Source organism: Mycobacterium adipatum (genome assembly GCF_001644575.1).
GTDB lineage: Bacteria > Actinomycetota > Actinomycetes > Mycobacteriales > Mycobacteriaceae > Mycobacterium > Mycobacterium adipatum.
The window spans coordinates 825,551-849,609 of record NZ_CP015596.1 but is presented as its reverse complement, the minus strand read 5'-3'; the positions used below and the strand labels follow the sequence as shown (position 1 = coordinate 849,609).

Annotated in this window: 29 protein-coding genes; 6 read left to right on the top strand and 23 right to left on the bottom strand. The window is 66.7% G+C overall.

The window, feature by feature from the left end; all coding sequences use genetic code 11:
* Genes A7U43_RS03910 through A7U43_RS03875 form a run of 8 tightly spaced genes read right to left on the bottom strand, consistent with a single transcriptional unit; the run spans nucleotide 1 to nucleotide 6,698 of the window.
* On the bottom strand, nucleotides 1–336 hold the full coding sequence (locus A7U43_RS03910; RefSeq protein ID WP_067991376.1) for a hypothetical protein: 336 nt from the start codon (nucleotides 334–336) through the stop codon (nucleotides 1–3).
* A complete protein-coding gene (locus tag A7U43_RS03905; RefSeq protein WP_067991374.1) occupies nucleotides 333–1,559 on the bottom strand; it encodes an aromatic ring-hydroxylating oxygenase subunit alpha in 1,227 nt (408 codons plus the stop codon). The genes A7U43_RS03910 and A7U43_RS03905 overlap by 4 nt, the downstream gene beginning before the upstream one ends.
* A complete protein-coding gene (locus A7U43_RS03900) occupies nucleotides 1,560–2,303 on the bottom strand; it encodes an SDR family NAD(P)-dependent oxidoreductase (RefSeq protein ID WP_067991372.1) in 744 nt (247 codons plus the stop codon).
* A 10-nt stretch (nucleotides 2,304–2,313) separates the two neighbouring features.
* Entirely contained in the window at nucleotides 2,314–3,330 is a 1,017-nt protein-coding gene (locus A7U43_RS03895; RefSeq protein WP_067991369.1) for a ferredoxin--NADP reductase, read from the bottom strand.
* Nucleotides 3,331–3,377: 47 nt separating this feature from the next.
* Nucleotides 3,378–3,848: a MarR family winged helix-turn-helix transcriptional regulator gene (locus tag A7U43_RS03890; RefSeq protein ID WP_082902013.1), complete on the bottom strand. Its 471-nt coding sequence runs from the start codon at nucleotides 3,846–3,848 to the stop codon at nucleotides 3,378–3,380.
* 17 nt (nucleotides 3,849–3,865) lie between these two features.
* Complete coding sequence (locus A7U43_RS03885; RefSeq protein ID WP_231963778.1) at nucleotides 3,866–5,122, bottom strand: metal-dependent hydrolase family protein; 1,257 nt, start codon at nucleotides 5,120–5,122, stop codon at nucleotides 3,866–3,868.
* A complete protein-coding gene (locus tag A7U43_RS03880) occupies nucleotides 5,098–5,427 on the bottom strand; it encodes a hypothetical protein (RefSeq protein ID WP_067991363.1) in 330 nt (109 codons plus the stop codon). The genes A7U43_RS03885 and A7U43_RS03880 overlap by 25 nt, the downstream gene beginning before the upstream one ends.
* Nucleotides 5,424–6,698 carry an aromatic ring-hydroxylating oxygenase subunit alpha gene (locus A7U43_RS03875; protein WP_067991360.1) on the bottom strand — a complete coding sequence of 425 codons (1,275 nt, stop codon included), beginning with the start codon at nucleotides 6,696–6,698 and terminating at the stop codon, nucleotides 5,424–5,426. The genes A7U43_RS03880 and A7U43_RS03875 overlap by 4 nt, the downstream gene beginning before the upstream one ends.
* A gap of 75 nt (nucleotides 6,699–6,773) precedes the next feature.
* Here A7U43_RS03875 and A7U43_RS03870 point away from each other — a divergent pair, with 75 nt between their 5' ends.
* A complete protein-coding gene (locus A7U43_RS03870; RefSeq protein ID WP_067991358.1) occupies nucleotides 6,774–9,275 on the top strand; it encodes a DEAD/DEAH box helicase in 2,502 nt (833 codons plus the stop codon).
* 9 nt (nucleotides 9,276–9,284) lie between these two features.
* Here A7U43_RS03870 and A7U43_RS03865 read toward each other — a convergent pair whose 3' ends face one another.
* Genes A7U43_RS03865 through A7U43_RS03850 form a run of 4 tightly spaced genes read right to left on the bottom strand, consistent with a single transcriptional unit; the run spans nucleotide 9,285 to nucleotide 13,306 of the window.
* Entirely contained in the window at nucleotides 9,285–10,412 is a 1,128-nt protein-coding gene (locus A7U43_RS03865; RefSeq protein WP_068001832.1) for a glycoside hydrolase 5 family protein, read from the bottom strand.
* A 20-nt stretch (nucleotides 10,413–10,432) separates the two neighbouring features.
* Nucleotides 10,433–11,614: a zinc-dependent alcohol dehydrogenase gene (locus A7U43_RS03860; RefSeq protein WP_067991355.1), complete on the bottom strand. Its 1,182-nt coding sequence runs from the start codon at nucleotides 11,612–11,614 to the stop codon at nucleotides 10,433–10,435.
* Nucleotides 11,615–11,627: 13 nt separating this feature from the next.
* A complete protein-coding gene (locus A7U43_RS03855; RefSeq protein ID WP_067991352.1) occupies nucleotides 11,628–13,124 on the bottom strand; it encodes an FAD-dependent oxidoreductase in 1,497 nt (498 codons plus the stop codon).
* Nucleotides 13,121–13,306 (bottom strand): hypothetical protein, encoded by a 186-nt coding sequence (locus A7U43_RS03850; protein ID WP_067991349.1) that lies wholly within the window; start codon nucleotides 13,304–13,306, stop codon nucleotides 13,121–13,123. The genes A7U43_RS03855 and A7U43_RS03850 overlap by 4 nt, the downstream gene beginning before the upstream one ends.
* A gap of 93 nt (nucleotides 13,307–13,399) precedes the next feature.
* Here A7U43_RS03850 and A7U43_RS03845 point away from each other — a divergent pair, with 93 nt between their 5' ends.
* Complete coding sequence (locus A7U43_RS03845; RefSeq protein ID WP_067991346.1) at nucleotides 13,400–13,579, top strand: hypothetical protein; 180 nt, start codon at nucleotides 13,400–13,402, stop codon at nucleotides 13,577–13,579.
* On the opposite strand, the gene A7U43_RS03840 is transcribed toward A7U43_RS03845, so the two are convergent.
* On the bottom strand, nucleotides 13,576–14,340 hold the full coding sequence (locus A7U43_RS03840) for an endonuclease/exonuclease/phosphatase family protein (RefSeq protein WP_067991343.1): 765 nt from the start codon (nucleotides 14,338–14,340) through the stop codon (nucleotides 13,576–13,578). The two genes, A7U43_RS03845 and A7U43_RS03840, sit on opposite strands and share 4 nt — an antisense overlap.
* A 46-nt stretch (nucleotides 14,341–14,386) precedes the next feature.
* On the opposite strand from A7U43_RS03840, the gene A7U43_RS03835 reads away from it, so the two are divergent.
* Nucleotides 14,387–14,932 carry a hypothetical protein gene (locus tag A7U43_RS03835; RefSeq protein WP_067991340.1) on the top strand — a complete coding sequence of 182 codons (546 nt, stop codon included), beginning with the start codon at nucleotides 14,387–14,389 and terminating at the stop codon, nucleotides 14,930–14,932.
* 4 nt (nucleotides 14,933–14,936) lie between these two features.
* Here A7U43_RS03835 and A7U43_RS03830 read toward each other — a convergent pair whose 3' ends face one another.
* From A7U43_RS03830 to A7U43_RS03785, 10 genes are all read right to left on the bottom strand, one after another.
* Nucleotides 14,937–15,611, bottom strand: coding sequence for a DUF6766 family protein (locus A7U43_RS03830; protein WP_067991337.1), 675 nt, complete (start codon nucleotides 15,609–15,611; stop codon nucleotides 14,937–14,939).
* A gap of 11 nt (nucleotides 15,612–15,622) precedes the next feature.
* Nucleotides 15,623–15,880: a DUF7218 family protein gene (locus tag A7U43_RS03825; protein ID WP_068001827.1), complete on the bottom strand. Its 258-nt coding sequence runs from the start codon at nucleotides 15,878–15,880 to the stop codon at nucleotides 15,623–15,625.
* A gap of 70 nt (nucleotides 15,881–15,950) precedes the next feature.
* On the bottom strand, nucleotides 15,951–16,967 hold the full coding sequence (locus A7U43_RS03820; protein ID WP_068001823.1) for a DNA topoisomerase IB: 1,017 nt from the start codon (nucleotides 16,965–16,967) through the stop codon (nucleotides 15,951–15,953).
* 44 nt (nucleotides 16,968–17,011) lie between these two features.
* Complete coding sequence (locus A7U43_RS03815; protein ID WP_067991333.1) at nucleotides 17,012–17,848, bottom strand: SDR family oxidoreductase; 837 nt, start codon at nucleotides 17,846–17,848, stop codon at nucleotides 17,012–17,014.
* Between the two features lie 35 nt (nucleotides 17,849–17,883).
* Nucleotides 17,884–18,525: a hypothetical protein gene (locus A7U43_RS03810; protein WP_067991330.1), complete on the bottom strand. Its 642-nt coding sequence runs from the start codon at nucleotides 18,523–18,525 to the stop codon at nucleotides 17,884–17,886.
* On the bottom strand, nucleotides 18,522–19,307 hold the full coding sequence (locus A7U43_RS03805; RefSeq protein ID WP_156525833.1) for a vWA domain-containing protein: 786 nt from the start codon (nucleotides 19,305–19,307) through the stop codon (nucleotides 18,522–18,524). Before A7U43_RS03805 ends, A7U43_RS03810 begins: the two co-directional genes overlap by 4 nt.
* The gene (locus A7U43_RS03800; RefSeq protein ID WP_067991325.1) at nucleotides 19,304–20,218 is read right to left on the bottom strand and encodes a hypothetical protein; all 915 of its coding nucleotides are present in this window, start codon (nucleotides 20,216–20,218) and stop codon (nucleotides 19,304–19,306) included. Before A7U43_RS03800 ends, A7U43_RS03805 begins: the two co-directional genes overlap by 4 nt.
* Nucleotides 20,209–20,691 carry a hypothetical protein gene (locus A7U43_RS03795; RefSeq protein WP_067991322.1) on the bottom strand — a complete coding sequence of 161 codons (483 nt, stop codon included), beginning with the start codon at nucleotides 20,689–20,691 and terminating at the stop codon, nucleotides 20,209–20,211. Before A7U43_RS03795 ends, A7U43_RS03800 begins: the two co-directional genes overlap by 10 nt.
* Nucleotides 20,681–21,550: a DUF58 domain-containing protein gene (locus A7U43_RS03790; RefSeq protein WP_067991319.1), complete on the bottom strand. Its 870-nt coding sequence runs from the start codon at nucleotides 21,548–21,550 to the stop codon at nucleotides 20,681–20,683. The genes A7U43_RS03795 and A7U43_RS03790 overlap by 11 nt, the downstream gene beginning before the upstream one ends.
* 7 nt (nucleotides 21,551–21,557) lie before the next feature.
* A complete protein-coding gene (locus tag A7U43_RS03785; protein WP_067991316.1) occupies nucleotides 21,558–22,526 on the bottom strand; it encodes an AAA family ATPase in 969 nt (322 codons plus the stop codon).
* 84 nt (nucleotides 22,527–22,610) lie between these two features.
* On the opposite strand from A7U43_RS03785, the gene A7U43_RS03780 reads away from it, so the two are divergent.
* The 3 genes from A7U43_RS03780 (at nucleotide 22,611) to A7U43_RS03770 (ending at nucleotide 24,029) form a co-directional block, all read left to right on the top strand.
* Nucleotides 22,611–23,030 carry a MarR family winged helix-turn-helix transcriptional regulator gene (locus A7U43_RS03780; RefSeq protein ID WP_067991313.1) on the top strand — a complete coding sequence of 140 codons (420 nt, stop codon included), beginning with the start codon at nucleotides 22,611–22,613 and terminating at the stop codon, nucleotides 23,028–23,030.
* Between the two features lie 21 nt (nucleotides 23,031–23,051).
* The gene (locus tag A7U43_RS03775) at nucleotides 23,052–23,471 is read left to right on the top strand and encodes a hypothetical protein (protein WP_067991310.1); all 420 of its coding nucleotides are present in this window, start codon (nucleotides 23,052–23,054) and stop codon (nucleotides 23,469–23,471) included.
* Between the two features lie 93 nt (nucleotides 23,472–23,564).
* Entirely contained in the window at nucleotides 23,565–24,029 is a 465-nt protein-coding gene (locus tag A7U43_RS03770) for a MarR family winged helix-turn-helix transcriptional regulator (protein WP_067991307.1), read from the top strand.
* The last annotated feature ends 30 nt before the right edge of the window (nucleotides 24,030–24,059 follow it).

Sequence of the window (24,059 nt, the reverse complement as noted above, 5' to 3'; positions counted from 1 at the left end):
TCAGGGTTTCGGCTCGCCGGTGCGGATCATCACCGCATCGGCGGCATCCACGGGCGCGGGCTGGTGCATGATCTCGATCGACATGGCGACCATCACCAGGGAATAGATGAGGTGCAGCAGGTTGGTGGCATCGTCGGGCAGATCGTCGAGGGAGAACTTGTCGCAGTACTCGATGGCCTCCTCCAACCGGGGGAAGAAGGCGTCGTAGAACGACTGCATCTCGGCCATCGAACTCGACAGCCGCTGGTCCCACCGTTCGGTCTCGGTGGGCAGGCACCAGGTCTGCGCGAACGGTTCCAGCTCGGCGAACGCACTGGGTAATCGCTTGTCGGTCATCGGTTCTGGTACTCCTGCACCCAATCCAGGGTTACCTTGTGCAGATGGCGCACCAGGATCTCCTGGTCGTTGACCGGGAACTCGTCGACCACGTCGTACTCCAGCGCCGCCTGGGTGCCGCCCAGCATCCCTGCGTCCTGCAGGGCGAACTCCTTGAGCACCACCGCGGCCACCTCATGCTCGATGCGCTCCCGCACCGTCCGCGCGGGGTGGAAATAGGTGTACGCCTCGAACCGGTGGGTGTTGTGGGAGGTCGGCCAGTACCGGTACAGCAGGTACCAGCCGCCGTAGATCAGGATCTCCAGATTGGGGAAGATCTGAAAATTGCTGATCCCCCACGGCTCGATACCGCCCGGATTGAGGCCGGCGGGCAGGTCTCCGATATCCGGTGTGCGCCAAGGCCCCACCAGGCCGCTCTGGGTGGCCCGTTCGATGGGGTACATGTACTCCGGCGCCAGCAGCCAGCGCCGGGTGCCGGCCGTGGAGACCAGCCGATGCGGGCCGTCGAGTTGGAAGTGCCCACAGGTGAATCCCGCTGCGGGATTGCGCACCTCGGCCGGCACCTGCTGGGTGTGCAGCGAGGGCACGTGGTAGTACTCCTGGAAGGCATCGGCGAAGATCTTCCAGTTGCTGTTGTTGTGCGCGACCCAGTCATAGCGTTCGGTGAGCGTGCCGAAGGGATAGTCGTCGAGCCCGGTCACCATCGGCCCGAGAAACTCGCGCAGGGTCTGGCGGGGCTGTGCATCGAGGTTGACGAAGACGAAACCGGCCCAGACATCGCAGTGCACCGGCACCAGTCCGTAGTCGGCGGTGTCGAAATCGAAGTAGCTGTCCTGGTTGGGTACATGCCGCAGCGTCCCGTCGAGGGCGTAGCGCCAACCGGACCGGGCGCACACCAACTCCGGTTCGCGACCGGACCCGTCCGCCACCTTCGCACCGCGGTGCCGGCATTGATTGTGGAAGGCCCGGATACGGCCGTCCTCGCCGTGCACCAGTATCAGCGAGGAGTTCGTGACCTCGATGTCCTTGGTCAGATAGCTCCCGACTTCCGGCAACTCCTCCACGCGGCACAGATTCAGCCATGCGCGCGTGAACACGGCGTCGCGCTCGAGTGCGTAGAACTCCGGGGAGATGGAGTCGCGGAAGGAGATCGGCCCGGTGCCGAGCTCCGGATAGTGCTCGGTCCAGGATCCTTCCGGCGGCTTCACCCATTGCGTCGTCATCTACATCACCGACCCTCCGTTGACCCCGAGCGTCTGCCCGGTGATGAATCCGGCGTCCTCCGAACAGAGGAAGCCGACCGCCGCGGCGATGTCGTGCGCGGTGCCGAGGTGACCGACCGGGATGTTGGCGGCGATCTGTTCATTGCTCGGCAGGTACCCGGCGGCCTGGCCGTCGTGCTGCATCGGTGTCTCGATGCCCGAGGGCGGGATGTTGTTGACGGTGATCCCCTGCGCGGCGTATTCGCGCGCCAGCGATTTGGTGAGCGTCAACAGCGCGCCCTTCGACGAGGCGTAGTGCGCGGCGAACGGTGTGCCGCGTTGAGCGCTGGAGGAGGAGATCATCACGATGCGTCCCCACCCGGCCGCCACCATGTCCGGCAGCGCCACCTGACAGCAGTGGAACGTGCCGGTCAGGTTGACATCGACGATGCGCGACCATGATTCGACCGTGATCTCGGCGAAGGAGGCGTAGTCGAACAGTCCCGCGCTGGTCACCAGAATCTGGACCGGGCCGAGTTCGCCGCGGACCTTGGCGAACGCATCCTCGACCGCGGCGCGGTCGGAGACATCCCCGGTGACCGCCAGCGCGGTGATTCCTTCGGCCCGTAGGTCGTCGGTGACCCGCTGTGCTGCATCGCCGTTCACATCGAAGACGGCCACCTTGTGCCCACGCCTGCCCAATTCGTGGCAGGTGGCCTCGCCCATCCCGGACGCGCCGCCGGTCACCACCGCAACCCGACTCATCGAATCTCCTTCACTCGTAGACGAACCGGACCGTGCGACTGGTCGGCAACGCCTGGCAGGTGACGACGAACCCCTCGGCGACTTCGTCGTCGTCGAGCGCGTCGTTGTTCAGCAGCCGCGCGCTGCCCTCGGTCACCTGCGCGATACACGTTCCGCAGGAACCGGTCTCACACGACGACGGCGCCTTCAGCCCGGCCATCCGGGCCATCTGCAGCAGGGTGTGCCCCGGACGGTAGTCGACGGTGACGGTCTGACGATCCAGTTCGATCGTCACCGATTCCGTGATCGAGGGCTCGTCGGTGGGCACCGGTGCGGCAGTGAAACGCTCAAGGTACAGCTGATCGGCGGGGATGCCGGCGGCCAGCAGCGCGGTCTCCACGGTATCCATGAAGGGCCCCGGACCGCACACGAAGTAGTCTGCGGCAGTGACGTCGACGATATCGGCGATGAAGTCCCGCACCACCCGCTCGGTGACAACCCCGCGTTCGTCGTCGAGGTGGTGGCGCACTGTGAGCCGGTCGGCGTGGGAGGCGGCCAATCCCCCGAGGGCGTCTTTGAAGATGATCGTCCCGGCTGCCCGGTTGGCGTACAACAGCCGGACCCGGCCACTGCCGGCCGCCAGTGCCGTTTGGATGAGCGAGAACACCGGGGTGATTCCGCTTCCGCCGGCGAACGCCACCAGCTCACGGCTGCTCTCGGACCGGACGAACCGCCCTTCCGGCGTGCCGACGTCGACGTGATCGCCCGGCGCGGCGTGGTCGTTGAGCCAGTTGGACACCACGCCGCGCCCGTCGCGCTTGACGGTCACCCGCAGATCCCGTTGCAGCACCGGCGATGACGACATGGAGTAGCACCGGCGGAACTCCTGCCCGTCCACCGACACCCGCAGGGTCAGATACTGACCGGCGCGGTAGCTGAACCGGCTCTCCTGGCCGGTGGGAACGTCGAGCACGAGCGACATCGCGTCGCCGGTCTCACGCACCACATCCTTGATGCGCAGCGGTACGAAGCCCTCCGGGGTGTTCATCCCCTCAAAGATATCAAGTACTTGTGATAGTTCTCAAGTAGTAGATACTAGGGATCGATGTGATCGGCGTAGAGCGTGTGCCCCGTACCCTGCTCGACGACCCGACTGAGCAGCAGCCGTAATTGCTGCTGCTCCTCGGGGCTCAGCACGCCGAACACCTTGTCGTGCGCGGCGACCGCGTCGCTGACCACCGCGGCGGCCACCTCGCGCCCCTCGTCGCTCAGGAAGGCCTGCAGGATGCGGCCGTGTTGCGGGTCCTGCTTCCGCTCGACCAGACCTCGGCGCTCCAGGGCGGTCAGCGCGAGCTGCACGCCCTGCGGGCTGATCAGCAGCCGGCGCGCCAGTTCGGCGCCGGACAGGCCGGGCTGGTTGGCGAGCTGGCGCAGTACACCGATCTGGGCGGTGCTCACACCGTGCGGTTTCACCGCGTCGTTGACCGATGTCAGGGAGAAGTAGAAGGCCTGTTTGAGATGCCACAGAATGTTGTCGGTGAGTTCCACGCTCAGCTCGTCACCCATATTCCGCCGCCTACCTTCTAGCTCTTGACCACCACGCCGTCCTTCATGACGAACCGCACGTCCAGCGTGGTGGCGATATCTCGGGACACGTCGCCCGGTACGGCGATGATATCGGCCAGATAGCCCGCGGCGAGGCGCCCCAACTCATGTTCGGCGTCGATCAGTTCGGCACTGACCACCGTCGCGGCCTTGATCGCCTGCATCGGGGTCATACCGCGCTGCACCAGCGCCCCGAGCTCCTTGGCGTTGTGGCCGTGCGGGATCGCCGGGGCATCGGTACCGCAGGCAATGCGCACCCCGGCCGCAATAGCTTTGGGCAGCATGGCTTTAGCCCGCGGAAACACCTCCAGCGCCTTCGCGCGCAGTTCGGGTGCGATCCGGTCGATGGCCATGGCGTCGGTGAGGTATGTCGTCGACACCAGGAAGGTGCCGTGATCGACCATCATCTGGATCGTCTCGTCGCTGGCCAAGAAGCCGTGCTCGATGCAGTCGATGCCTGCGCGGATACACGCCCGAATGGCGCTGTCGCCCACCGCGTGCGCGGCCACCCGGACGCCGGCACGGTGCGCCTCGTCCGCGATCGCCTCGAACTCCGCGTCCGAGTACTGCTGCGCGCCCGGGGCGGTGCTGTGCGACATCACCCCGCCCGAGGCGGACACCTTGATGAGCTTGGCGCCGTGCCGGATCTGGTAGCGCACACAGGCGATGACATCGGGCACCCCGTTGGCGATCCCCTCGGCCACCGACAGCGGCATCACGCCCGGCGCCAGCCGCTGGAACACCGTGGGGTCCAGATGCCCGCCATACGGGGTGACGGCGTGACCGGCCGGATAGATTCGTGGCCCGGGATGCCAGCCCTGATCGATCGCGCGCTGCAGGGCCACGTCGAGCAGGTAACCGCCCGTCTTCACCATCAGGCCGAGATTGCGCACCGTGGTGAACCCGGCATCCAAGGTGGTCTTTGCGTTGACCGCGCCACGTAGCGTCCGGTAGGCCGGGTCGTCCTGCACCCCGTGCATCGGGGTGGGCAGGCCCTCCGGACTCCCCGGGCCGCCGATGAGCAGGTTCAGTTCCATGTCCATCAGGCCCGGCAGCAACGTCACCTCACCCAGGTCGATCACACTGGACGAATCCAGCAGCAGGCCTACGGGATTCACCGCGGTAATGCGGTTTCCCTCGACCACGATGACCGCGGGCGAGTGGATCTCACCGGTGTCGACGTCGGCCCAGCGGGCGGCTTTCAGGACAATCACGGAACGGGCTCGTAGACGCAGTCCAGGCTGGTCGCCCCGGAATCGGGCACCCGAGGTTGTTTCCAGCATTCGACCGGGAACGACACCGTCACCATCGCATACAGCATCCGCATCAGGTTCAGCACATCCTCGGGCATGTCGTCGAGCGAGAACTTGTCGCAGTAGGAGATCGCCTCCTCCGCACGCGCGGTGATGGCGTCGTAGAAGGCCTGCATCTCCACCATGGTGCTACCGAGCCGCTTGCTGTAGCGGGCCGCCTCATTGGGCAGACACCAGTCCGAGAAGCATTCGAGATCGGCGAATTCTTCTGGCAGCACGGCCTTCACACCCCTGCGGTCTTGCGCTGGTATTCGTCGATCCAGGACGCCGTCTCCTTGTGCAGGTGGCGCAGCAGAATCTCTTGATCGCAGAGCAGGAATTCCTCGACCGCCCGGGATTCGATACTGGTCTGGGTGGCCTCCAGCGTGTTCGCGTCCTGCAGGCCGTACTCCTTGAACGATGCGGCGGCGAGTTCCTGACCGAGGCGCTCCCGCGGAGTGCGCGGCTGCGGGAAGTACAGCGTGCATTCGAACGTGTGGGTGTTGAACGACGTCGGCCAGTAGTGGTAGGTGAGGTACCAGCCCTGCCCCCAGAACAGGATGACGAAATTGGGGAACAGCTGGAACGAGTCCAGGCCCCACGGATCGCATTTGGCCGGGTTCAACCCCACGGGCATCTGGCCCAGGTCCGGGGCATCCCATGGACCGAAAAGCCCACTGCGGCAGATGTCCTCGATCGGCTTGCGCATCTCGTCGGCCATTTCCCAGACCCGCACCCCGGAGGTGCTCACCAACCGGTGCGGACCCTCGATACGGTAGTGCGGCGCCTCGAACCCGGCCTGCGCCGCCGCTTTGGAATAGGCGGTCGGCGTCTGGTTCGCATGCAGTACGGGTGCGTGATAGAACTCCTGGAACGCGTCCATGTAGAGCTTCCAGTTCGCCTTGACCTCCGAGCGATAGGTGAACCGCGAGGTCATCGTGCCGAACGGGTACCCGGCCAGATTGGTGATCATGGGTCCTAGGAACTCGGTGAGCGTCTGTTCCGGCTCTTCAGTGTGACTGGCGAAGTTGACGAAGATGAAGCCTTCCCACACCTCGCAATGCACCGGAACCAGTCCGTAGCGGTTCTTGTCCAGATCGAAGAACTCGTCTTCCTGCTGGACGTAGGTCAGCGTGCCGTCCAGGTCATAGCGCCAGGCGTGGTATTTGCAGATGAACTGTCGACAGGTGCCGCTGGTGTCCTCCAGCGGCATGTCGTTCCACACCAGCTTGTTGCCGCGGTGGCGGCAGACGTTGTGATACGCCTTCACCTCGCCTTTGGTGTTGCGGCACACGATGATCGAGGTGTTGGCAGCCTTCATTTCCTTGGTGTAGTAACTGCCTTTGCGGGGCAACAGCTCGACCCGCCCGACGTTGAGCCAGGCACGCTTGAAGATCGCCTGCCGCTCCAGTTCGTAGATCTCGGGACTGATGGAGTCTTCATAGGACACCGGCCCGGTGCCCAGTTCGGGGTAGTGCTGCGTCCAACTGCCCTCTGCCGGTTTGGGAAACCTCGCCATGGCTTCGACGGTAACGCCGCCGAAGCCGAATGACAAGTAGTTGATACTCGGCTGTCATGGCAGGCTGAACACACGATGGCCCTGCAACCGCGCACCGACGACCCCGACGAACTCTTCGCCGCCTTCGGCGAGTGGGCAGCCGCGGCGGGGACCGCGCTCTACCCGGCGCAAGAAGAGGCCTTGATCGAACTGGTCAGCGGCGCGAACGTCATCCTGGCCACCCCGACGGGTTCGGGTAAGTCGCTGGTCGCCACCGGCGCGGTCTATGCCGCCCTGGCCACCAACCGCGTCAGCTTCTACACCGCACCGATCAAGGCGCTGGTCAGCGAGAAGTTCTTCGCACTCTGCGAGATATTCGGCGCAGCCAATGTCGGCATGCTCACCGGTGACGCATCGGTGAACGCCGATGCCCCGATCATCGCCTGCACCGCGGAGATCCTCGCCAACGTCGCGCTGCGCGAGGGCGCCGAAGCCGACATCGGCCTGGTGGTGATGGACGAGTTCCACTTCTATGGCGACCCGGACCGCGGCTGGGCCTGGCAGGTACCGCTGCTCGAACTGCCGCACGCCCAGTTCTTGCTGATGTCGGCCACCCTGGGTGACGTGACCTTCCTCCGGGAGGACCTCACCCGCCGCACCGGCCGCGACACCGCCCTGGTCACCGGCGCCGAACGTCCGGTACCGCTGTTCTACTCCTATGCCACCACCGCGATGCATGAGACCATCGGCGACCTGCTTGACACCAAGCAGGCGCCGATCTACGTCGTGCACTTCACCCAGGCCTCGGCACTGGAACGGGCACAGGCGCTGATGAGCGTCAACGTCAGCACCAAGGAGGAGAAGGCCGCGATCGCCGACCTGATCGGCGGCTTCCGCTTCTCGACCGCATTCGGCAACACGTTGTCCCGTCTGGTCCGGCACGGGATCGGCGTGCACCACGCCGGGATGCTGCCCAAGTACCGCCGCCTGGTCGAACAACTCGCGCAGGCGGGCCTGTTGAAGGTCATCTGCGGCACCGACACCCTCGGCGTCGGCATCAACGTCCCGATCCGCACCGTGGTGTTCTCGGCACTGTCGAAGTACGACGGTGTGCGCACCCGGCTGCTCAATGCCCGCGAGTTCCATCAGATCGCCGGCCGGGCCGGCCGGGCCGGATTCGACACCATCGGCAGCGTGGTCGTGCAGGCCCCCGACCACGAGGTGGAGAACCTCAAACAGTTCGCCAAGGTGGCCGATGATCCCAAGAAGCGTCGGAAGCTGGTGCGGCGCAAGGTTCCCGAGGGCATGGTCCCCTGGAGCGAGACGACCATGACCCGCCTGGTCGAGGCCACCCCGGAACCGCTGACCAGCAATATGAAGGTGACGACGGCGATGATCCTCGACGTCGTCGACCGGCCAGGGGATCCCTTCATCGCCATGCGCCGACTGCTCACCGAGAACCACGAGCCGCGCAAACGGCAACTGCGGTTGATCCGCGAGGCGGTGGGTATCGCGCGCTCGCTGCTGCAGGCCGGGGTCCTGGAACGGTTGCCCGAACCCGAGCCGGACGGGAGGCGGTACCGGCTGACCGTCGACCTGCCGCCCGACTTCGCACTCAACCAGCCGCTGTCGACCTTCGCCCTGGCGGCCGTCGACGCCCTCGACCCCGCCTCGGACACCTATGCGCTGGATGTGGTCTCGGTCATCGAGGCCACCTTGGAGGATCCCCGACAGATCCTGGCCGCCCAGCTGAACAAGGCCCGCGGGGAGGCGGTGGCGGCCATGAAAGCCGAGGGCATCGAGTACGACGAGCGCATCGAACTCCTCGACGAGGTGACCTACCCCAAACCGCTGCAGGAGCTCCTCGAGCACACCTACCAGGTCTATCTACAGACCAATCCGTGGGCAGCCGACGGGCGCTTGTCACCCAAATCCGTGGTGCGTGAGATGTGGGAGCGCGCCATGACGTTCCGGGAGTATGTCAGCCAGTACGGCCTGACCCGCTCGGAAGGTGCGGTGCTGCGCTACCTCTCCGATACCTACAAGGCGCTGCGTTCCGGTGTGCCGGCGGCGGCGCGCACCGAGGAGCTCAACGATATCGTCGAGTGGATCGGCGAGCTTGTCCGGCAGGTTGATTCGAGCCTGCTCGACGAATGGGAGCAGTTGACCAGCCCCGACCAGCCGCACGACGTGCCGGTGGCCGTACCGACCCGGCCGCGGCCGCTGACCGGCAACGAACGGGCGTTCACGGCGATGGTGCGCAACGCCCTCTTCCGCCGGGTGGAGCTGTTCGCGCGTCGCCGCTGGGCCGACCTCGGCGAGCTGGACGGCGGCTCCGGCTGGTCCGCCCAGCGTTGGCAGGAGATCGGCGAGGAGTACTTCGACGAGCATGCCGATGTCGGCATCGGCCCGGATGCCCGCGGCCCGGCCCTGCTCATCATCGAGCGCCACCCCGGGCAGTGGCGGGTGCGCCAGATCCTGGATGACCCCGCCGGACATCATGATTGGGGCTTCGTCGCCGAAGTCGACCTGGAGGCCTCCGACGAGGAGGGTGCCGCGGTGCTGCGTCTGGTAGATGCCGGAAGGGATATCCCGTGAGAATCAATCTCATCCAGATCCAGTCAGCTTCCTGATGGTGTCGATCTCGCGCCCGCGGTAGGGCCGTCCGTCGGCGAACGCGAGATCGTGGAACCATTCCCTGGGCGGCTTCAGATAGGGGCGGTCCCACGAATCCCACGGCAGCCAGGTCTGCGTCTTGCCTGCGATCAACCCCCAGGTGTACGCCCCGACATGGCGGCGTTTGGCCACCGGGAGCACGCCTTCGATGGTGCTGCCCTCGGTGCGCGCCAGATACTCGGTGCACATGAGCGGCCGCCCCCACGGCTGCAGTTCGTCGATCCTCGCCTCGAACCCGGCCGGGTTGTCATAGCTGTGGAAGGTGATCACGTCGGCCATGTCGAGTTGGATGCTCGCCATCTCACTGCGCCGCGACCGGTCGCCCCACTGGCCCTCCCATACGCCGGTGGTCAACGGTTGCACCGGGTCCACGGTGCGGGCCCAGCGAAATACCTGCGGCAGCAGGTCGGCGACCAGCTGCGGTTTGTCCGCCCGCTCCACCGATCTGTAGACCGCAGCGGGGTTGTCCGGCTCGTTCCACAGGTCCCAGCCGAGCACCCGCGGGTCGTTGCGGAATTGGGTCAGGATGCGCACCACGTATTCCTGCAGCACCTGCCGGTAACGGCGGTCGTCGAGCCGCTCGGCACCGGGGCTCTGCACCCAGCCCGAGTTGTGCACCCCCGGCCGTGGTGCGCGCTGCGGCCCACTCTTGGGCAGCGGATCCCAGCATGAATCAAAAAGCACCAGAAGAGGTTTGATGCCGTTGCGCGCCGCGATGTCGACGAACTGGCCGAGCCTGCGCTGAAAGCCCACCCGGTCCTGCGTCCAGAGCTGATCATGCAGGAACACGCGCACCGTGTTCATACCCATGAAGCGCGCGATCCGCAACTCGCCGTCGATCCGCTGCGGGTCAAAAGTGTTGTGCTGGAACATCTCGAGCTGATTGATCGCATTCGAGGTGATGTAGTTCGCACCGACCAGCCAACCCTGGCCCCGAAACCAGCGATGTGCGCGGTCCGAGGACCAACGCGCCGAGGCGGCGTTGGCGTGGGGGGCGGTGGTCAGTGCCGCCGCCGGCGGTGTGAGTAGTGGGAGCTTGAGTACGGTTCTGCGACGCAGATTCAGTTTGCTCACCCCCGTCACGGTTTCAAGATGACCTTCACGGCGCCGTCGGCCTTGCGTTGGAAGATGTCGTACGCGTGCGGCGCCTCATCGAGTGGCAATGTGTGGGTGGCGAAATCATCGACACCGAGCGGATCCTCGTCGGTGAGCAACGGCATGATGTCGGGCACCCATTTCTTGACATTCGCCTGTCCCATCCGCAGCTGCACCTGCTTGTCGAACAGGGTGAGCATCGGCAGCGGATCGGCCATACCGCCGTAGACACCGATCAGCGATATGGTGCCGCCGCGCCGAACGATGTCGATCGCCGAGTACAGCGCGTCCAACCGGTCGACGCCGGCCTTCTCCATGAACGGCTTCGCCAGAAAGTCCGGGAGTAACCCGGTGAGCTGCTGGGCCGCCTTGGTGATGGGCGATCCGTGCGCCTCCATGCCGACGGCGTCGATGACCGAATCCGTGCCGCGGCCGCCGGTCAACTCGCGGATGACGTCACCGATGGGATTCTCCTGGGCGGCCAGGTCGATGGTCCGGATGCCGCGGGCCTGGGCCCGATCGAGACGGGCCGGTACCCGGTCGACGGCGATGACGTCATAACCGAGGTGGGCCGCGATACGCGCCGCCATGTCACCGATCGGCCCCAGGCCCAGCACGGTCACCGATCCACCGGCCGGGATGTCCGCGTAGGCCACCGCCTGCCAGGCGGTGGGCAGCACATCGGAAAGGTAGACGAAGCGTGAATCCGGTGGGCCGTCGGGGACTTTGATGTGGGTGAACTGTGCCTGCGGCACCCGGAGCAATTCGGCTTGCCCGCCCGGCACCTGACCGTACAGTTCGGAGTAACCGAAAAGCGCCGCGCCCATCCCCTGGTCGCGAACCTGTGTGGTTTCGCACTGGGTGTAGAGCTCGTGGTCGCACATGAAGCAACTGCCACAGGAGATCTGGAACGGAATGACCACCCGGTCGCCTACTGCCAGATCGGTCACACCGGAACCGATTTCGCGAACGATGCCCATCGGTTCGTGGCCGAGGATGTCGCCCGGGTTCATGAATGCGCCCAGCACCTCGTACAGGTGCAGGTCCGATCCGCAGATGTTGGTCGAGGTCACCTCGATGATCGCGTCGGTGGGCTCCTCGACCCTCGGATCGGGCACCTGCTCTACTCGGACGTCGCGCTTGCCGTGCCAGGTCACTGCCTTCATGGTGCGGTACTCCTCAGTTGTTGGTGCGGTCCGACGGGGTGAGGCCTCGGGTGGCCGGCCCCTCGAGCACTGCGCCGTCCGGCGCAAAGCGGGATCCGTGCAGCGGGCATTCCCACGCCAGGTCGGCGTCATTCCAGTTCACGATTCCGCCCAGGTGCGGACACACCGGCGACACCGTGCGCTTCACCCCGCCGACGACGCTGTCTGCGCGCAGGTGCCACGGTGGTCCCGTGACGACGCCCTGGCCCTCCACCGGGTCCTCGTGGCATACCGACGGAGCCACCCAGCCCTTGGCCATGTGGTAACCCACGGAGAGATTGGTCTGCAATGCCGAGCTCAGGCCGGACAGTTCGTGCGGACTCCACGCGGCGAATGCCTCAGCCCACGGCATGTGGCCGCCGAGCATCTTCGCAGTGATGGTCAGGGCTGCGGCGACGCCGTTGGTCATTCCCCACTTGTCGAATCCGGTGGCCACCCAGATGTGCTGTACCCCAGGAAGAATCGGACCCGCGTACGGCAGTTCGGCGATCGGCGAGTAGTCCTGGGCGGACCAGTAGTGCGTCCGTACGGCACCGGGGAAATGCAGCGTGGTCCACCTGACCAACTCCTGCACCGAATCGGCGGGATCCGAGGAACGGCCCACCGGATGACCGGCTCCGCCGACGATCAGGCGCTCACCGTCGGCCGTCGGTGCGTAACGAACGGAACGGGTCGGCGAGTCGGTGGACAGGAACATCGCGCGGGTGATGTCGCCGGGCACGTCGAATGCCACACAGTAGGACCGGTGCGGGCTCACCTTGGCGAAGAAGCCGCCGCGGTCCAGGATCGGCACTCCGGTGGCGAGCACGCAGTGCTCGGCGGCGATTTGTCCAGTACCGCGCTCCAGGCTCAGCCGCAGGGGCGTACCCAGCGATACCTTCTCGACGCGGCTACCCCGCACAATGGTGCCGCCATGACGCTTTAGCTCAGCGGCAAAGCTATCCAGGAGTGGCAGCGGGTCGATTTGGGCCTGCTCAGGCAGGCGAACCCCGCCCCGATACGGAAACGGCACGTCGGCGTCCTCGACCCAGTCTGCGGGCAGGCCCGCGGCGCGGCACGCCGCCAGTTCAGCCCGCGCGTCACCGATCCCGGCAGCGGCCTGCGCGTAGCTGTAGGCATCCTCACGTTGCACGTCGATGCCGTGCTGCTCGCAATAGCGGATGACCCAGTCGCGAGCTTCGGTATTTCCCGCCACGTAGGCGCGCAGGATCCGGTCGCTGTGTTTGGACCGAATACGGGACAGTTTGGTGCCTTGCAGCAGACTCAGCTTGCCGGTGGTGTTGCCCGTGGTGCCGGCGCCGATATCGCGTGCCTCCACCACAATCACCCGTTTGCCCGACCTCGCCAGCAGCAGGGCCGTGCACAGACCGGTGATACCGGCTCCGATCACCGCCACATCGAAACGGGTATCGGGGATTTCCGTTGCGGGGGAAGAACTCTCGCCCCGGCCATCCAGCCACAAGGACGTCACGTCGACCCCTCGCTGTCATCGAAGAACGCCCAGCCGTCGTCGGACCTGACCTCCATGCGCCAACCCAGCTCCGAGTTGTCCGCCTTCTGGTCGACGAACCATGCGTGAGCGTCGCCGGCGCTGTCGATGTCTTTGGTGTCGACGACGTCCCCGTGCGGATTGATCACTCGATATGTAGCCATGGGAACGGTCTTCCCGTTTTCGCGATCGCTAATCCTGTCCCCGGCGCCGCCCGGGCAAGATTGGGAGGGCCCCGGCAGGGGTAACCGCATGCGATGAGTGGTCCAGAGTCCAAGAAGAAGAATGAACCCGATGTCGAGGACGACCCCGCCGTCGCTGCCTCACGAGCCAGTGAGCAGGAATACGGCTCGTATGTCGGACGCACGTTCTCCGACGACGATTTCGACGCTGGTGAGACCGGAGCCGAAGCACGCGCCCGCCAAGGCGGCGATTAATCCAGCTCGATGTCCACGACCAGCGGGCGATGATCCGACAGCGCGGCCACCGGTGCACGGCAGTGGCGGGCGCACAGCGCCGGATCATCGGTGAGGATATGGTCCAACTGGCGGGTGGGCTCGTCGGCCGGGAAGGTCGGCGCGGTGGCCAGCGGACGCAGGCCCGACCACCGGGCGGCGGCTTGTGGTGTGAGGTTGAGGTCACCGGCCAGGATGTGCGGCCCGGGCAGACCCTTGAGATCTCGTACCAAGCGACGCAACTGCATACGATTCCAGCCCGGCACGAATGAAAGATGGGTGTTCGCCACCGACATCGGACCCAACGGGGTGTCCAGCTGGGCGATCACCGCCGCCCGCGGTTCCTCGTCGACGATTTTGACGCGACGCGGGCCAGGCAGGTACATCGGGAACCGCACCGGGATGCGAGGCAACCTCACCACTTGCCAGCTGGCCACGGGGAATCGGGACAGCAGCGCGATACCGTAGGCGGCGGTGCCCGGTTGCTCCTCGCCGGTGGCCGCCATCCAGGTGGCACCCGGTGTGCCCGAGATGGCCGCGACAAACCGGTGCGCGGCGGCGCCCATAGCCGCTGCGGCCACTGCGGTCAGATCGCTGCGCCCGGAACGGTGCTGATCGAGATCGACCTCCTGCAACGCCAAGATGTCGGGCGCGAGTTCGCGTATGCACTCCGTCAGGCGCGCGGGATGGACACCGTCGCCGACGGTGCGTCCGTGCAGAATGTTGAAGGTCGCAATGCGCATGCCGGGTGGGTACCCAGCATGGGCGTGGGGACAACTGGAGGTGACGATGTCGACACACGAGGAGCTCCGGGCCGCTTTACGCACCGCCGCGTCCGCGCTCAAGGAGTACGGCCCGCCCTTTGCTCTGGCCGGCAGCTACGCGCTGTGGGTCCACGGCGGGCCCGAACCGATCCACGATGTCGACTTCGTGGTGGCCGAGGCCGACACCGAGACCGCCGCGAGCACCCTCGGCGAGGCCGGCTTCCGGATCGAGCGACCCCCCGAGGACTGGCTGTTCAAGGCGCACAGCGGGGAGGTGCTCGTGGATGTACTCCATCGGCTCAACGGCGTACCGGTGACGCCGGCAACTCTGGGCGACGCCGAGGAACACGACGTCATCGCCATCAGAATGCCCGTGTTGCCGGTCACCTGCGTCTTGACACAGAAGCTGAGGGCGCTCAACGAACACCACTGCGACTTTTCCTCGTTGCTACCGGCCGCGCGGGCGGTCCGGGAGCGAGTGGATTGGGAGGCACTACGGGCGGATACCGCGGACAACGACTTCGCGGTCGCGTTCTTGACCCTCGCCGATCGGCTCGATATCAGCGCGTAACAGTTCAGGCGCTGGTCTGCCGATGCGGATCGGCGACGGGCTTGGATTCGGCCGAGCCGCGCTGGCGCAGAAAGATGGACAGCCCCACGATGGCGGCGACGGCGATGAACTCGCTCTGCCAGTTCTGCATGGACTCGAACCAGAATTGGGCCGTCGCGAGGTATTGCCAGACCGAGAGGAGGGGCTCACCATGCTGCAGCTGTTCCTTGTTGAACGCGGCCACACCCCCGAGCGCATGCAATGCCCAGGAGGCGAAGAACAGCGCGAAAAACGCCAGGGCCAGCGAGTTCTCGTAGACCTTCAGGGGCCAACCGCCGCGCCGGACCGGCCACGGCGTCGTGGCGGCGAGCGGGGCGACGCGCGGGTCCGCGTCCTGAGGTGCAGTGTGGTCGATCGGTTTGGACTCCGAGGAGCCGCGCTGGACGAGGAATGCGGTGAGCACCACATACATCCCCATCTGCAGGAACTCGGACTCCCAGTTCTCGAACATGGCTTCCACGAAATCCCCGGTGCGCAGGTAGTCGAACACCGAAACGGCCTGCGCCACGCCGTGCGCGCGTTGCTCTTGCTCCAGCACCGCGGCGCCCGACACCACCATGCCGGCGACAAAGATGGCGAACAATGCCAGGCACGCCAGTAACAGGCCGTTGTCGTGCACCGGCCGGCGCGGAACATTCATGGCCGCAGCGGTCAGTGATGGCGGAGTTTGTCGACGAGCTTGTCCTTGGTCAGGCCGGAGTAACCTCGCATGCCCAGTTCCTTGGCTCGCTTCTTGAGATCGGCCAAGGTCCAAGCCTCGTAGGACCCGGACCTGCCGCCTTTGCGTCCGACCGCGGATTTGCCGCGGGCGGCAGCTGCGTTGGAGATCCGGGCCGCCTTCTCCTTGGAGTTGCCCTGCTCACGCAGGTCCTCGTACATCTTTTCGTTCTTGATCGATGAGTTCGGCATCATCACCACCTCCGATAGACGGGATTGATCAAGGGTGCCCGCGGTGCGTCCGTACGAAACGCGGTCGGCGTCAGTGTTTGGCGACCTTGCGCACCAAGGTGCGGGTCGCCCTCTCCAGCGTGCCGGCGGCGTCCGCGGGGTTCTTCTGCTGTGCAGCGCGCCTGGCGGCGACGGCGATGGTGACGCCCTGTCGGTAGCCGGCGACCACTCGGGGATCCACATACGAGTTGCGAGCCACCGCCGGGGTGTTACCCAACTCCTCGGAAACCTGTTTCATGACCCCGGCGGTCTCTCGTTTCACGATCCGTTCGGAAAGAGGTGCCGCTGCCTCGGCGAATGCCGTTGCGGCGAGCACGGTTCCGTGCCAGGTCCGCAGGTCCTTCACGCTGTATTCAGCGCCGACCAGCTCCTTGAACCGGGCGTTCAGATCGGCGGCGTGGATATCGGACCAGCCGGAACCATCGCGGCACACCAGTAGACGGTCGGTTCGCCCGTCGCGACGCAACAGTGCCCGGACGGCGCGCACCACCTCGGCGTCCGCCACCTCCAGGGTGCGACGCACCCCGCTCTTGGCCGGATAGTCGAAGATCACCGCTCCGTTGCGCACCGTCACGTGCTCGCACTGCAGGGTCGCCAGGCCGTAGGATTCGTGTTCCTCGGCGTACTGGTCGCCACCAGCCCGGAAGTAGCCGCGGTCGAGCAGCTGCAGGGCGAGCGCGAGTACCCGGTCCCGGGAGAGGCCACGTCCGGCCAGGTCCCGGGCGATGCGTTTCCGCCACGCCGGGAGGTGGGTGGACAGCTCGAGCACCCGGTCGAACTTCTCCTCGGCCCGCTCCTGCTGCCACGCCTGGTGATAGAGATACTGCCGGCGCCCGGCCGCATCGGTGCCCACGGCCTGGATATGGCCGTTGGGATGGGGGCAGATCCACACTTTTTGCCATGCAGGGGGGATGACGAGATCCTTGATCCGCGCCAGTGTGTCGGGATCGTCGAGACGCTTGCCTTCCGGGTCCCAGTAGGTGAATCCCTTACCAGCTCGGCGGCGGGCTATCCCGGCGCTGTCGAGGTTGCTTCGCCGCAATCGCATCGTGTCCTCCGGCAATCCAGGAACACGCTATCTATGCCCGTTGGTCAGGGATTCGAACCAGCTCTGGCCCGCTCCCGGATGGACGCGACCACACCGCCGTCGTTGAGGATGTCGGTGCCGGTGAGGTAGCCGGCCTTGTCACTGACACAGAAGGCGAACAGTTCGGCCATCTCCTCGGGCCGGCCCCACCGCGGGACCGCCGCATCCGCGACGAGCGCACCCGCGCCACCGGCCTCTTCCAGCCGGCCCATCTCGGTGTCCACGGAGCCCGGTGATACCGAAACGATCCGTAGCCCACGGCCGTTGAAACGCTCGGCCTGCGAACTGCTGTACCACTTGACGAAATTCTTGCTGATCGCGTACGCGATCCCCGAACGCTGCTGTTCCCCGGCGATATCGCAACCGGCCAGCGTGGCGGCCAGGAACGCAGCCTCGTCGGTCAGGGCTTGTGGGAACGCCGAGACGGGGATCAGTTCCTCAGGCAGGATATGGGCGGCCATCGACGCCACATTGACGATCGCGCCACCATCGCCGACCGTCGCGTAGAACACCTCGTTGACGTTGAGCGTCCCGATCGCGTTCGTCCGCATGACGTACTCGGCGTCCCCCATGGCCGGACTGACCCCCGCGGTATGCACGACCGCGGTGACGGTCCCGAGCTCTTGTGCGGCGCCGAACAATTCGTCGACGGCCAAGCGATCGGTGACATCACAGTTCACCGTGGTCGCGCTGATACCGAGCTCACCCAGTGTCGCGGATGCCCGGTCGAGGCGGTCCTGCCGGACATCGCAGAGCACCACCGTGTGGTCCCGGCCGACGATCTTGGCCGTCTCCACACCCATCCCACCGGCACCACCTGTGATCACCGTCACGTCACTCATGCCATCGACCGTATATGAAGCCTAGCTAGCAATCCTCAGCGGGTCGCGGCGTCGCGCAGAATCTGTTGCAGTTTCTCCAGGGGATCGCCCCGGCCGGGTTCCAGGATCCGGGGCGCTCGGGCGGACGGTGCGCTCCCCGATATCGGCGGCAGCGGCGCCGACACCGGCGGTGCCGGAGCAGACGGCGGTACCGGCGCCGACACGGCGGCGATCTTGGCCTCCAGCCGCGCCGCAGTATCGTCGCCGACACAACCGGCGGGTGCCTCCTCGATGACCTGTTTGGCCCCCAGGTAGTGATCGACCGCGGCCGGTGCCTCGAACACCGCCGCGGCGGCATCCCCGCGGGATTCCCGTACCAGGGCAAGGTTGACGCGAACAGCACACGATTGCGCGTGCTCGGTGCGCTGGAGCGCTTCGGTGAACTCGCGGTCGGCGGCATCGAGCCTGTTCTGCAATACCGCCAGCGTGCCCGCGGCGTAGTGCGCCTTGGCCGGCTCGACGATATTGAGCACCCGTAGCGTATCGACGTCGCCGGCCAGCGCGGCGACGTCGCCCTGCGCGAAGTGCCGCACCGCCGCATTACCGGCCACCGCCACGGATGCCAGCTTGACCACCAGGATCAGCACAGCCACCACCACCGGCGCGGAATAGATCAACAATCGACGCCGTAGCTTCATCGCCCCACCACTATCCGGTCCAAGCGGGTGCGCCGCAGCTGCCGCAGCGCGCGGTAGAGCTCGACCAGGATCAGCAGCGCCGCGACGCCGGCCATCCCCCAGTACAGTTCGAATCCCACTGCAGTCTTGGCGTTTTCGGAGCCCTGGCCGGACTCCACGGCCGCCGGCACGGCCTCGTCCACCGATTGGAGGTCGGTCCGTTCGCGGTATGGCACACCGAGTTGCCCGGCAACGGGCTGCAGCACCGGCGTCGCGCCGGTGCCGTACCCGATCACCGCCCCGCCCGCTACGGCGTTCTCCGGAACCTGGAAGGCGCGTTGCGGCACCGTCGAGTCCGGGGCTCCCGCACCGAAATAGAACACCAGGTTCGGTGCCTTCGGGAATTGCTGCACGGCGCTGATCAGCTGGTAACGCAAGACGGTACTGGCGGCTCCGGAGTTGGTGGTGCTCTCGGCGCCCGCCGGATAGGCGGACATCGCCGACACGACCGGCCGCAGACTCCAAGAATCCGCCGAGAGCGGCCAGTCCAGTGCCGGGCGCGCATCGAAGGTGATCATCGCGAATCGGGCATCGGGATACCGGTCGATGACCGCATCGATGTCATCGCGCACCGCCGGCAGGTGGGGTGCCATCGCTGCGGAGCGATCCACGATCAGGAAGATGCTGGGCTCAAGCGCTCCGGCGATTCTGGTCACCGCCGGTGCGCCGCCCAGCGTAGGCCGGAAGACCGCGACGACCAACAGCACGGCCGCCAGTACCAGCATTGCCCTGCGCGGTGTCATCGGCGCACCACCCACGGCCAGGCGAGAAGCGTGAGCACCGCCAGCAGCGCCGCGATCAGCACGGCATCCGGTGTCTCCGCCGATGGCGCCGCGGTGACGTCCGCCGGTCGCGCAGGCGGCGGATGGCTGCGGATGTCGCGGATATCGGTGGCGACGCGCCCGCCGGTGTCGCGTGCCAACTCGCCGGGCAGACCGTCGACCTCGCTGATCGCATTGACCTGGACGTCGCCCGCGGACGCCATATCGCGCACCTGTTGCGCAGAGAACAGCGCGCGGCCGGCCCCCAATGTGGCGGGTCCGACGTAGATGAGCGAACGCCGCACGGGGACCCTGCTGTCGAAATCGGCAAACCCGGTCAGACACATCGCGATGACGTCCTCCACGGTGGTGGTGTAGTCGGCATAGGTCACCGATGAGATCAGCGGCTGTGGCTGCGCATAGGCGGCGAATCGTCCCGCCGCAAACTGATAGTCGCGCGTCAGCGGAATCAGTCGGCGGTCCGGTGAGGTCAGCCCGATGCGCTCGGCGCCGAACTGACCGACCGCGGTGGCGAAATGGCGCAGGGTGGCATTGACGGCGGGGTCCTCGGCGGAGCCACCCGCGCAGACCATGATGTCCTCCGGCTGTTCGGTGTCGGCGGCCCGGCTCAATGCGGGCAACCCCGTCGGCCGTGCCGCCGCCAGCGCGGCAGTGACAAAGGCGAACAGCAGCAGAGCCACCGCCGCGACGGCGGTGATGGTGTGCCGCCGGGCGGCGCGGGCATATTCGGCAAGGCCGGTCAGTCGGCGGGTGTTGGCCAGCGGCCGTAGAGCATCGGCCCGATCCCGGCGGGGCGGCAGCAGCGCAGCGGCGATACATCCCGCCAGCGCCAGGCAGCCGACGATCGGGATGCCCCACCAGATCACGTCCATTCGCGCACCAGGTCCTGCGCGGCGCGGCTCACGGCGTCGATGCCGACGGCGGATGCGGCATTGAACTGGGCGTCCGCCAGGTCGGTGAGCACCGGCGCGGCCGGCGCGAGCGCACCAGCCGCGACCGTCGCGATGTCGGGGACCTGCATGTACTCGACGCGCAGGCCGGTGGCGGCAGACAGGAAGCGGCGAACTTCCTCGTTGAGTGCCGCGCCGGCCCGGTTGGCCGTCAGTTCGCCTGCGCGGTACGCACTCTGGATGGTCTGCATGGCCCGCAGGGCACGCCGGCGGTGCAGGGCGACGCGGGCCGCGCCGATCAACGCCCGCTCACCACGCGTGCGCCCGGCGGCCGTCCACCAGAACACCCCGGCGTACCAGCACACCGTCAGCCCGGCGAGCGCCACGGCGAGCCACAGCCACACCGACGAGTACGGCGTCGGGCCGATCAGGTTGTCCACCAGGTCATCCGGCACGGGCGTACACCCCCGTCATCGCCACCAGTGCGGACATGATGCCGCGACTGGAGGCGATCCGTGCGTGCGGGATCCGCTGCGCGGTGAGCAGCTCCGACAGCTCCCGACGACGTTCTTCCTCCGAGCGTCGATACGCTGCGACGACTCGCTCGCCCATAACGTCCGCACCCAGCAGGGTCCGCCCGTCGGCCACGTCGTAGCCCACACCGGTGGCCTCCGTACCGATCGCCGGCATGTCGGTGACCATGGCCCAGAGCACGTCGTGGCGCGCGGTCAAGGGCGCCAGCACGGCACGCAGACGCTCGCTGATGTCGGGTTCATCCGACACGATCACGATGAGCAGCGGGTGCCGGTAGTGGCGGGCCACCCACTCGAGCTGGGTGACGATATCGCTGGCACCGGGGTTGGTGCTGGTCTGCGCGACGTAACGATGCAGGATTCGCTCGACATGGGTCTCACCGCGGCGCAGCCTGATATCGACACACCCGCGGCGATCCCCGGCGACCATGCCGATCTCATCGGAGCGTGGCAGGGTCATGAGCCCCACTGCGCCGATGATGTGGGCTGCTACTTCGCTTTTCGATTCGCCAGTGGGGGTGGGCGCGGCCGTGTTGCGGCCGGTGTCGGCGACGATCAGGATCTTGTGGTGCTTTTCGGAGACGAACTGCTTGATCAGGGTGTGCCCGGAGCGGGCCGACGCCTTCCAATCGATGTCGCGCACATCGTCGCCGGGTACGTAGGGGCGCAGCTCGTCGAATTCCATGCTGCGGGTGTGCACCAGCGCATAGCGACCACCGGCCAGCAGTCCCGCGGCGTCGCGGGTTACGTACGCCTTCGCGGCGTCGAGGTATTTGCCCATGCCGGCCTCACGGCACCGGAACTGTCTGGAGCACCGCGTCGATCACGACGTCCGGCGTGATCCGCGCGCTGGCCGCCTCGAATCCGAGGACGAGGCGGTGGCGCAGGACGCGGTGTGCGAGTCGCGCGATATCGTCGGGCAGGACGTGGTTGCGCCCACGCAGCACCGCCAAAGCCCTTGCGGTGCGGCAGAATGCGATGGTCGCACGCGGGCTGGCGCCGTATTCGATGAGCCGCGCCATACTCGCGGGCAGGTGACGCTCGGGGTCCCGGGTCACGCTGACCAGCCGGCTGGCGTACTCGACCAACGCCCGATCCATGTGCACGGACCGCACGATCTGCTGGGCACGCCGGACATCGGCGGTGGTGACCACCGGGGCCGCCCGGTGGTCACGGTCGTACAGTCCGGCGCCCATCCGGTCGATGATCTCGACTTCCTCATCGACGGACGGATACTGCACCAGGTCCTTGAGCATGAAGCGGTCGGTCTGCGCCTCCGAGAGCGGATAAGTGCCCTCTTGGTCCACCGGGTTCTGGGTGGCGATCACCAGAAATGGCTCGGGGATCGGGTATTCGACACCGGCGATGGTGGTTTGGCGTTCCTCCATCGCCTCCAGCATCGCGCTCTGGGTCTTGGCGCTGGACCGGTTGATCTCGTCGAGCAGCACGATATTGGCGTGCACCGGCCCCAATTGGGTGGTGAAGGTGTTGCCGGCCGCCTCGTAGATCTGGGTGCCGATGATGTCGCTGGGCAGCAGGTCCGGCGTGCACTGAATGCGGCGGAAGCTGCCGTCGATGGCTTCGGCGACCACTCGGGCGGCGGTGGTCTTGGCCAGCCCGGGCACGCTCTCGATCAGCAGATGGCCCCCTGAGAGCAGGACGAGCAGGATGGACTCGCGGAGGTGGATCTGGCCCACCACCTTCGCCGAGTACGCGGTTGCCACCGCACCGACGACATCGCTGGTAGGGGCTGTCATGGGTCCTTCCGGTCGGTGCGCTGCCGGTTTCGGGTACCCCGATTTCGCGCAGGCGAAGCACGGGGTGCCGGGTAACCTGCCTCCATGTCCGAGCCGCCGCCGTTCAGCCCGACCATCGGGCTGCTGACGGTCAGCCGGATCTGGGACGCCGCACTCGCCGAGGCACTGAAGCCGCTCGGTCTGACCACGCGAAAGTACGGACTGCTCGGGCATATTCGCGGTGCGCCGGGAATCTCGTTCAGCGAGCTGGCCCGGCGCTCCCGCGTCACCGTGCAGAGTGTGCACACGGCCGTGACCTCCTTCACCGAGGCGGGCCTGGTGGACGACGGGACCGCTCACGCCGGATCGGCGTCGACGCTGCGGGTCACCGAGCGGGGTGAGGCGTTGTTGACGGAGGCCGCCCGGGCACTGGCGCGCCTGGATGACGCGTTCGCCCTCCAGCATCCGGACCTGACTGTGGCGCTGCGGGCGCTGATGTCCGATATGGCGGCCCGAACTCCATAACCTTCAGTTAAGCTGAAGGTTATGGAGCCCTTTCTGCTGTCGGTGCACGTCGTGGCCGGCATCCTGTTCGTCGGTCCGGTGGCCGTGTCCGCCAGCCTGTTTCCCCGGTACGCAGCGGCGGGCGGGGAAGCGGCCCGGGTGCTGCACCGCATCACCCGGGTGTACGGACTGCTGGCCCTGATCGTGCCCGTCGCGGGTCTGATGCTGGCCTTCGCACAGAACCGAACGACCGAGGTGTGGGTGCTGGTCGCCATACTGCTGACCGCCGTGGCCGGCGGCGTTCTCGCGCTGCAGATCGCGCCGCGCCAACGGGCCGAACTCGACAGCCCGGGCAGTGCCGCCGGTCTACGCAGACTGGGCATGCTGACCGGCGTCTTCAACCTGCTGTGGGCGGCCGTCGTGGTGCTGATGATCGTTCGGCCCGGATCGGTCACCCCATGAAGTTCCGGCATTACCTGCACCGGCCGGCCCATCCAGTGGCGGGCCGCCGGAGGCCCGCTTAGCGGATAAATTTGTATGTGCTAAACATATTTTGTGCATTCGACGCCCTTCGACCAGTTGGATGACCTGCTCACCCGGATCAATGTGGCGCGGCAGCGCCCGTCCTGGCGTCGACGTCTGCTCGCTGACGCCGACCCGGTGACCAGCGTCTCCACACTGCGCACGCTGCGCGCGGTCGAGCATCATCAACGCAACGGTGCCGGCGCGTCGATCGGCGACGTCGCGGACTACCTGGCGGTCGAACATTCCACCGCCAGTCGAACGGTGTCCGCGGTGGCGGCGGCGGGGCTGATCACCAAGTCATCGGCCGCCGAGGATCAACGCCGCAGCGTCCTGGTGCTCACCGATATCGGCGTCAAAGCCCTCGCCGCGGTGACCGACCGTCGACGCGAACTGGTCGCCGAAACCGTCGCCGACTGGGATCCTGCGGATGTCGACCGGCTCGTCGCCCTGCTCGATCGCCTGACCCGACGATTCGAAGAGGCTGGTTGCCGGTGAGCACCGTCGCGACGCGGCCCCGCGGGGCAT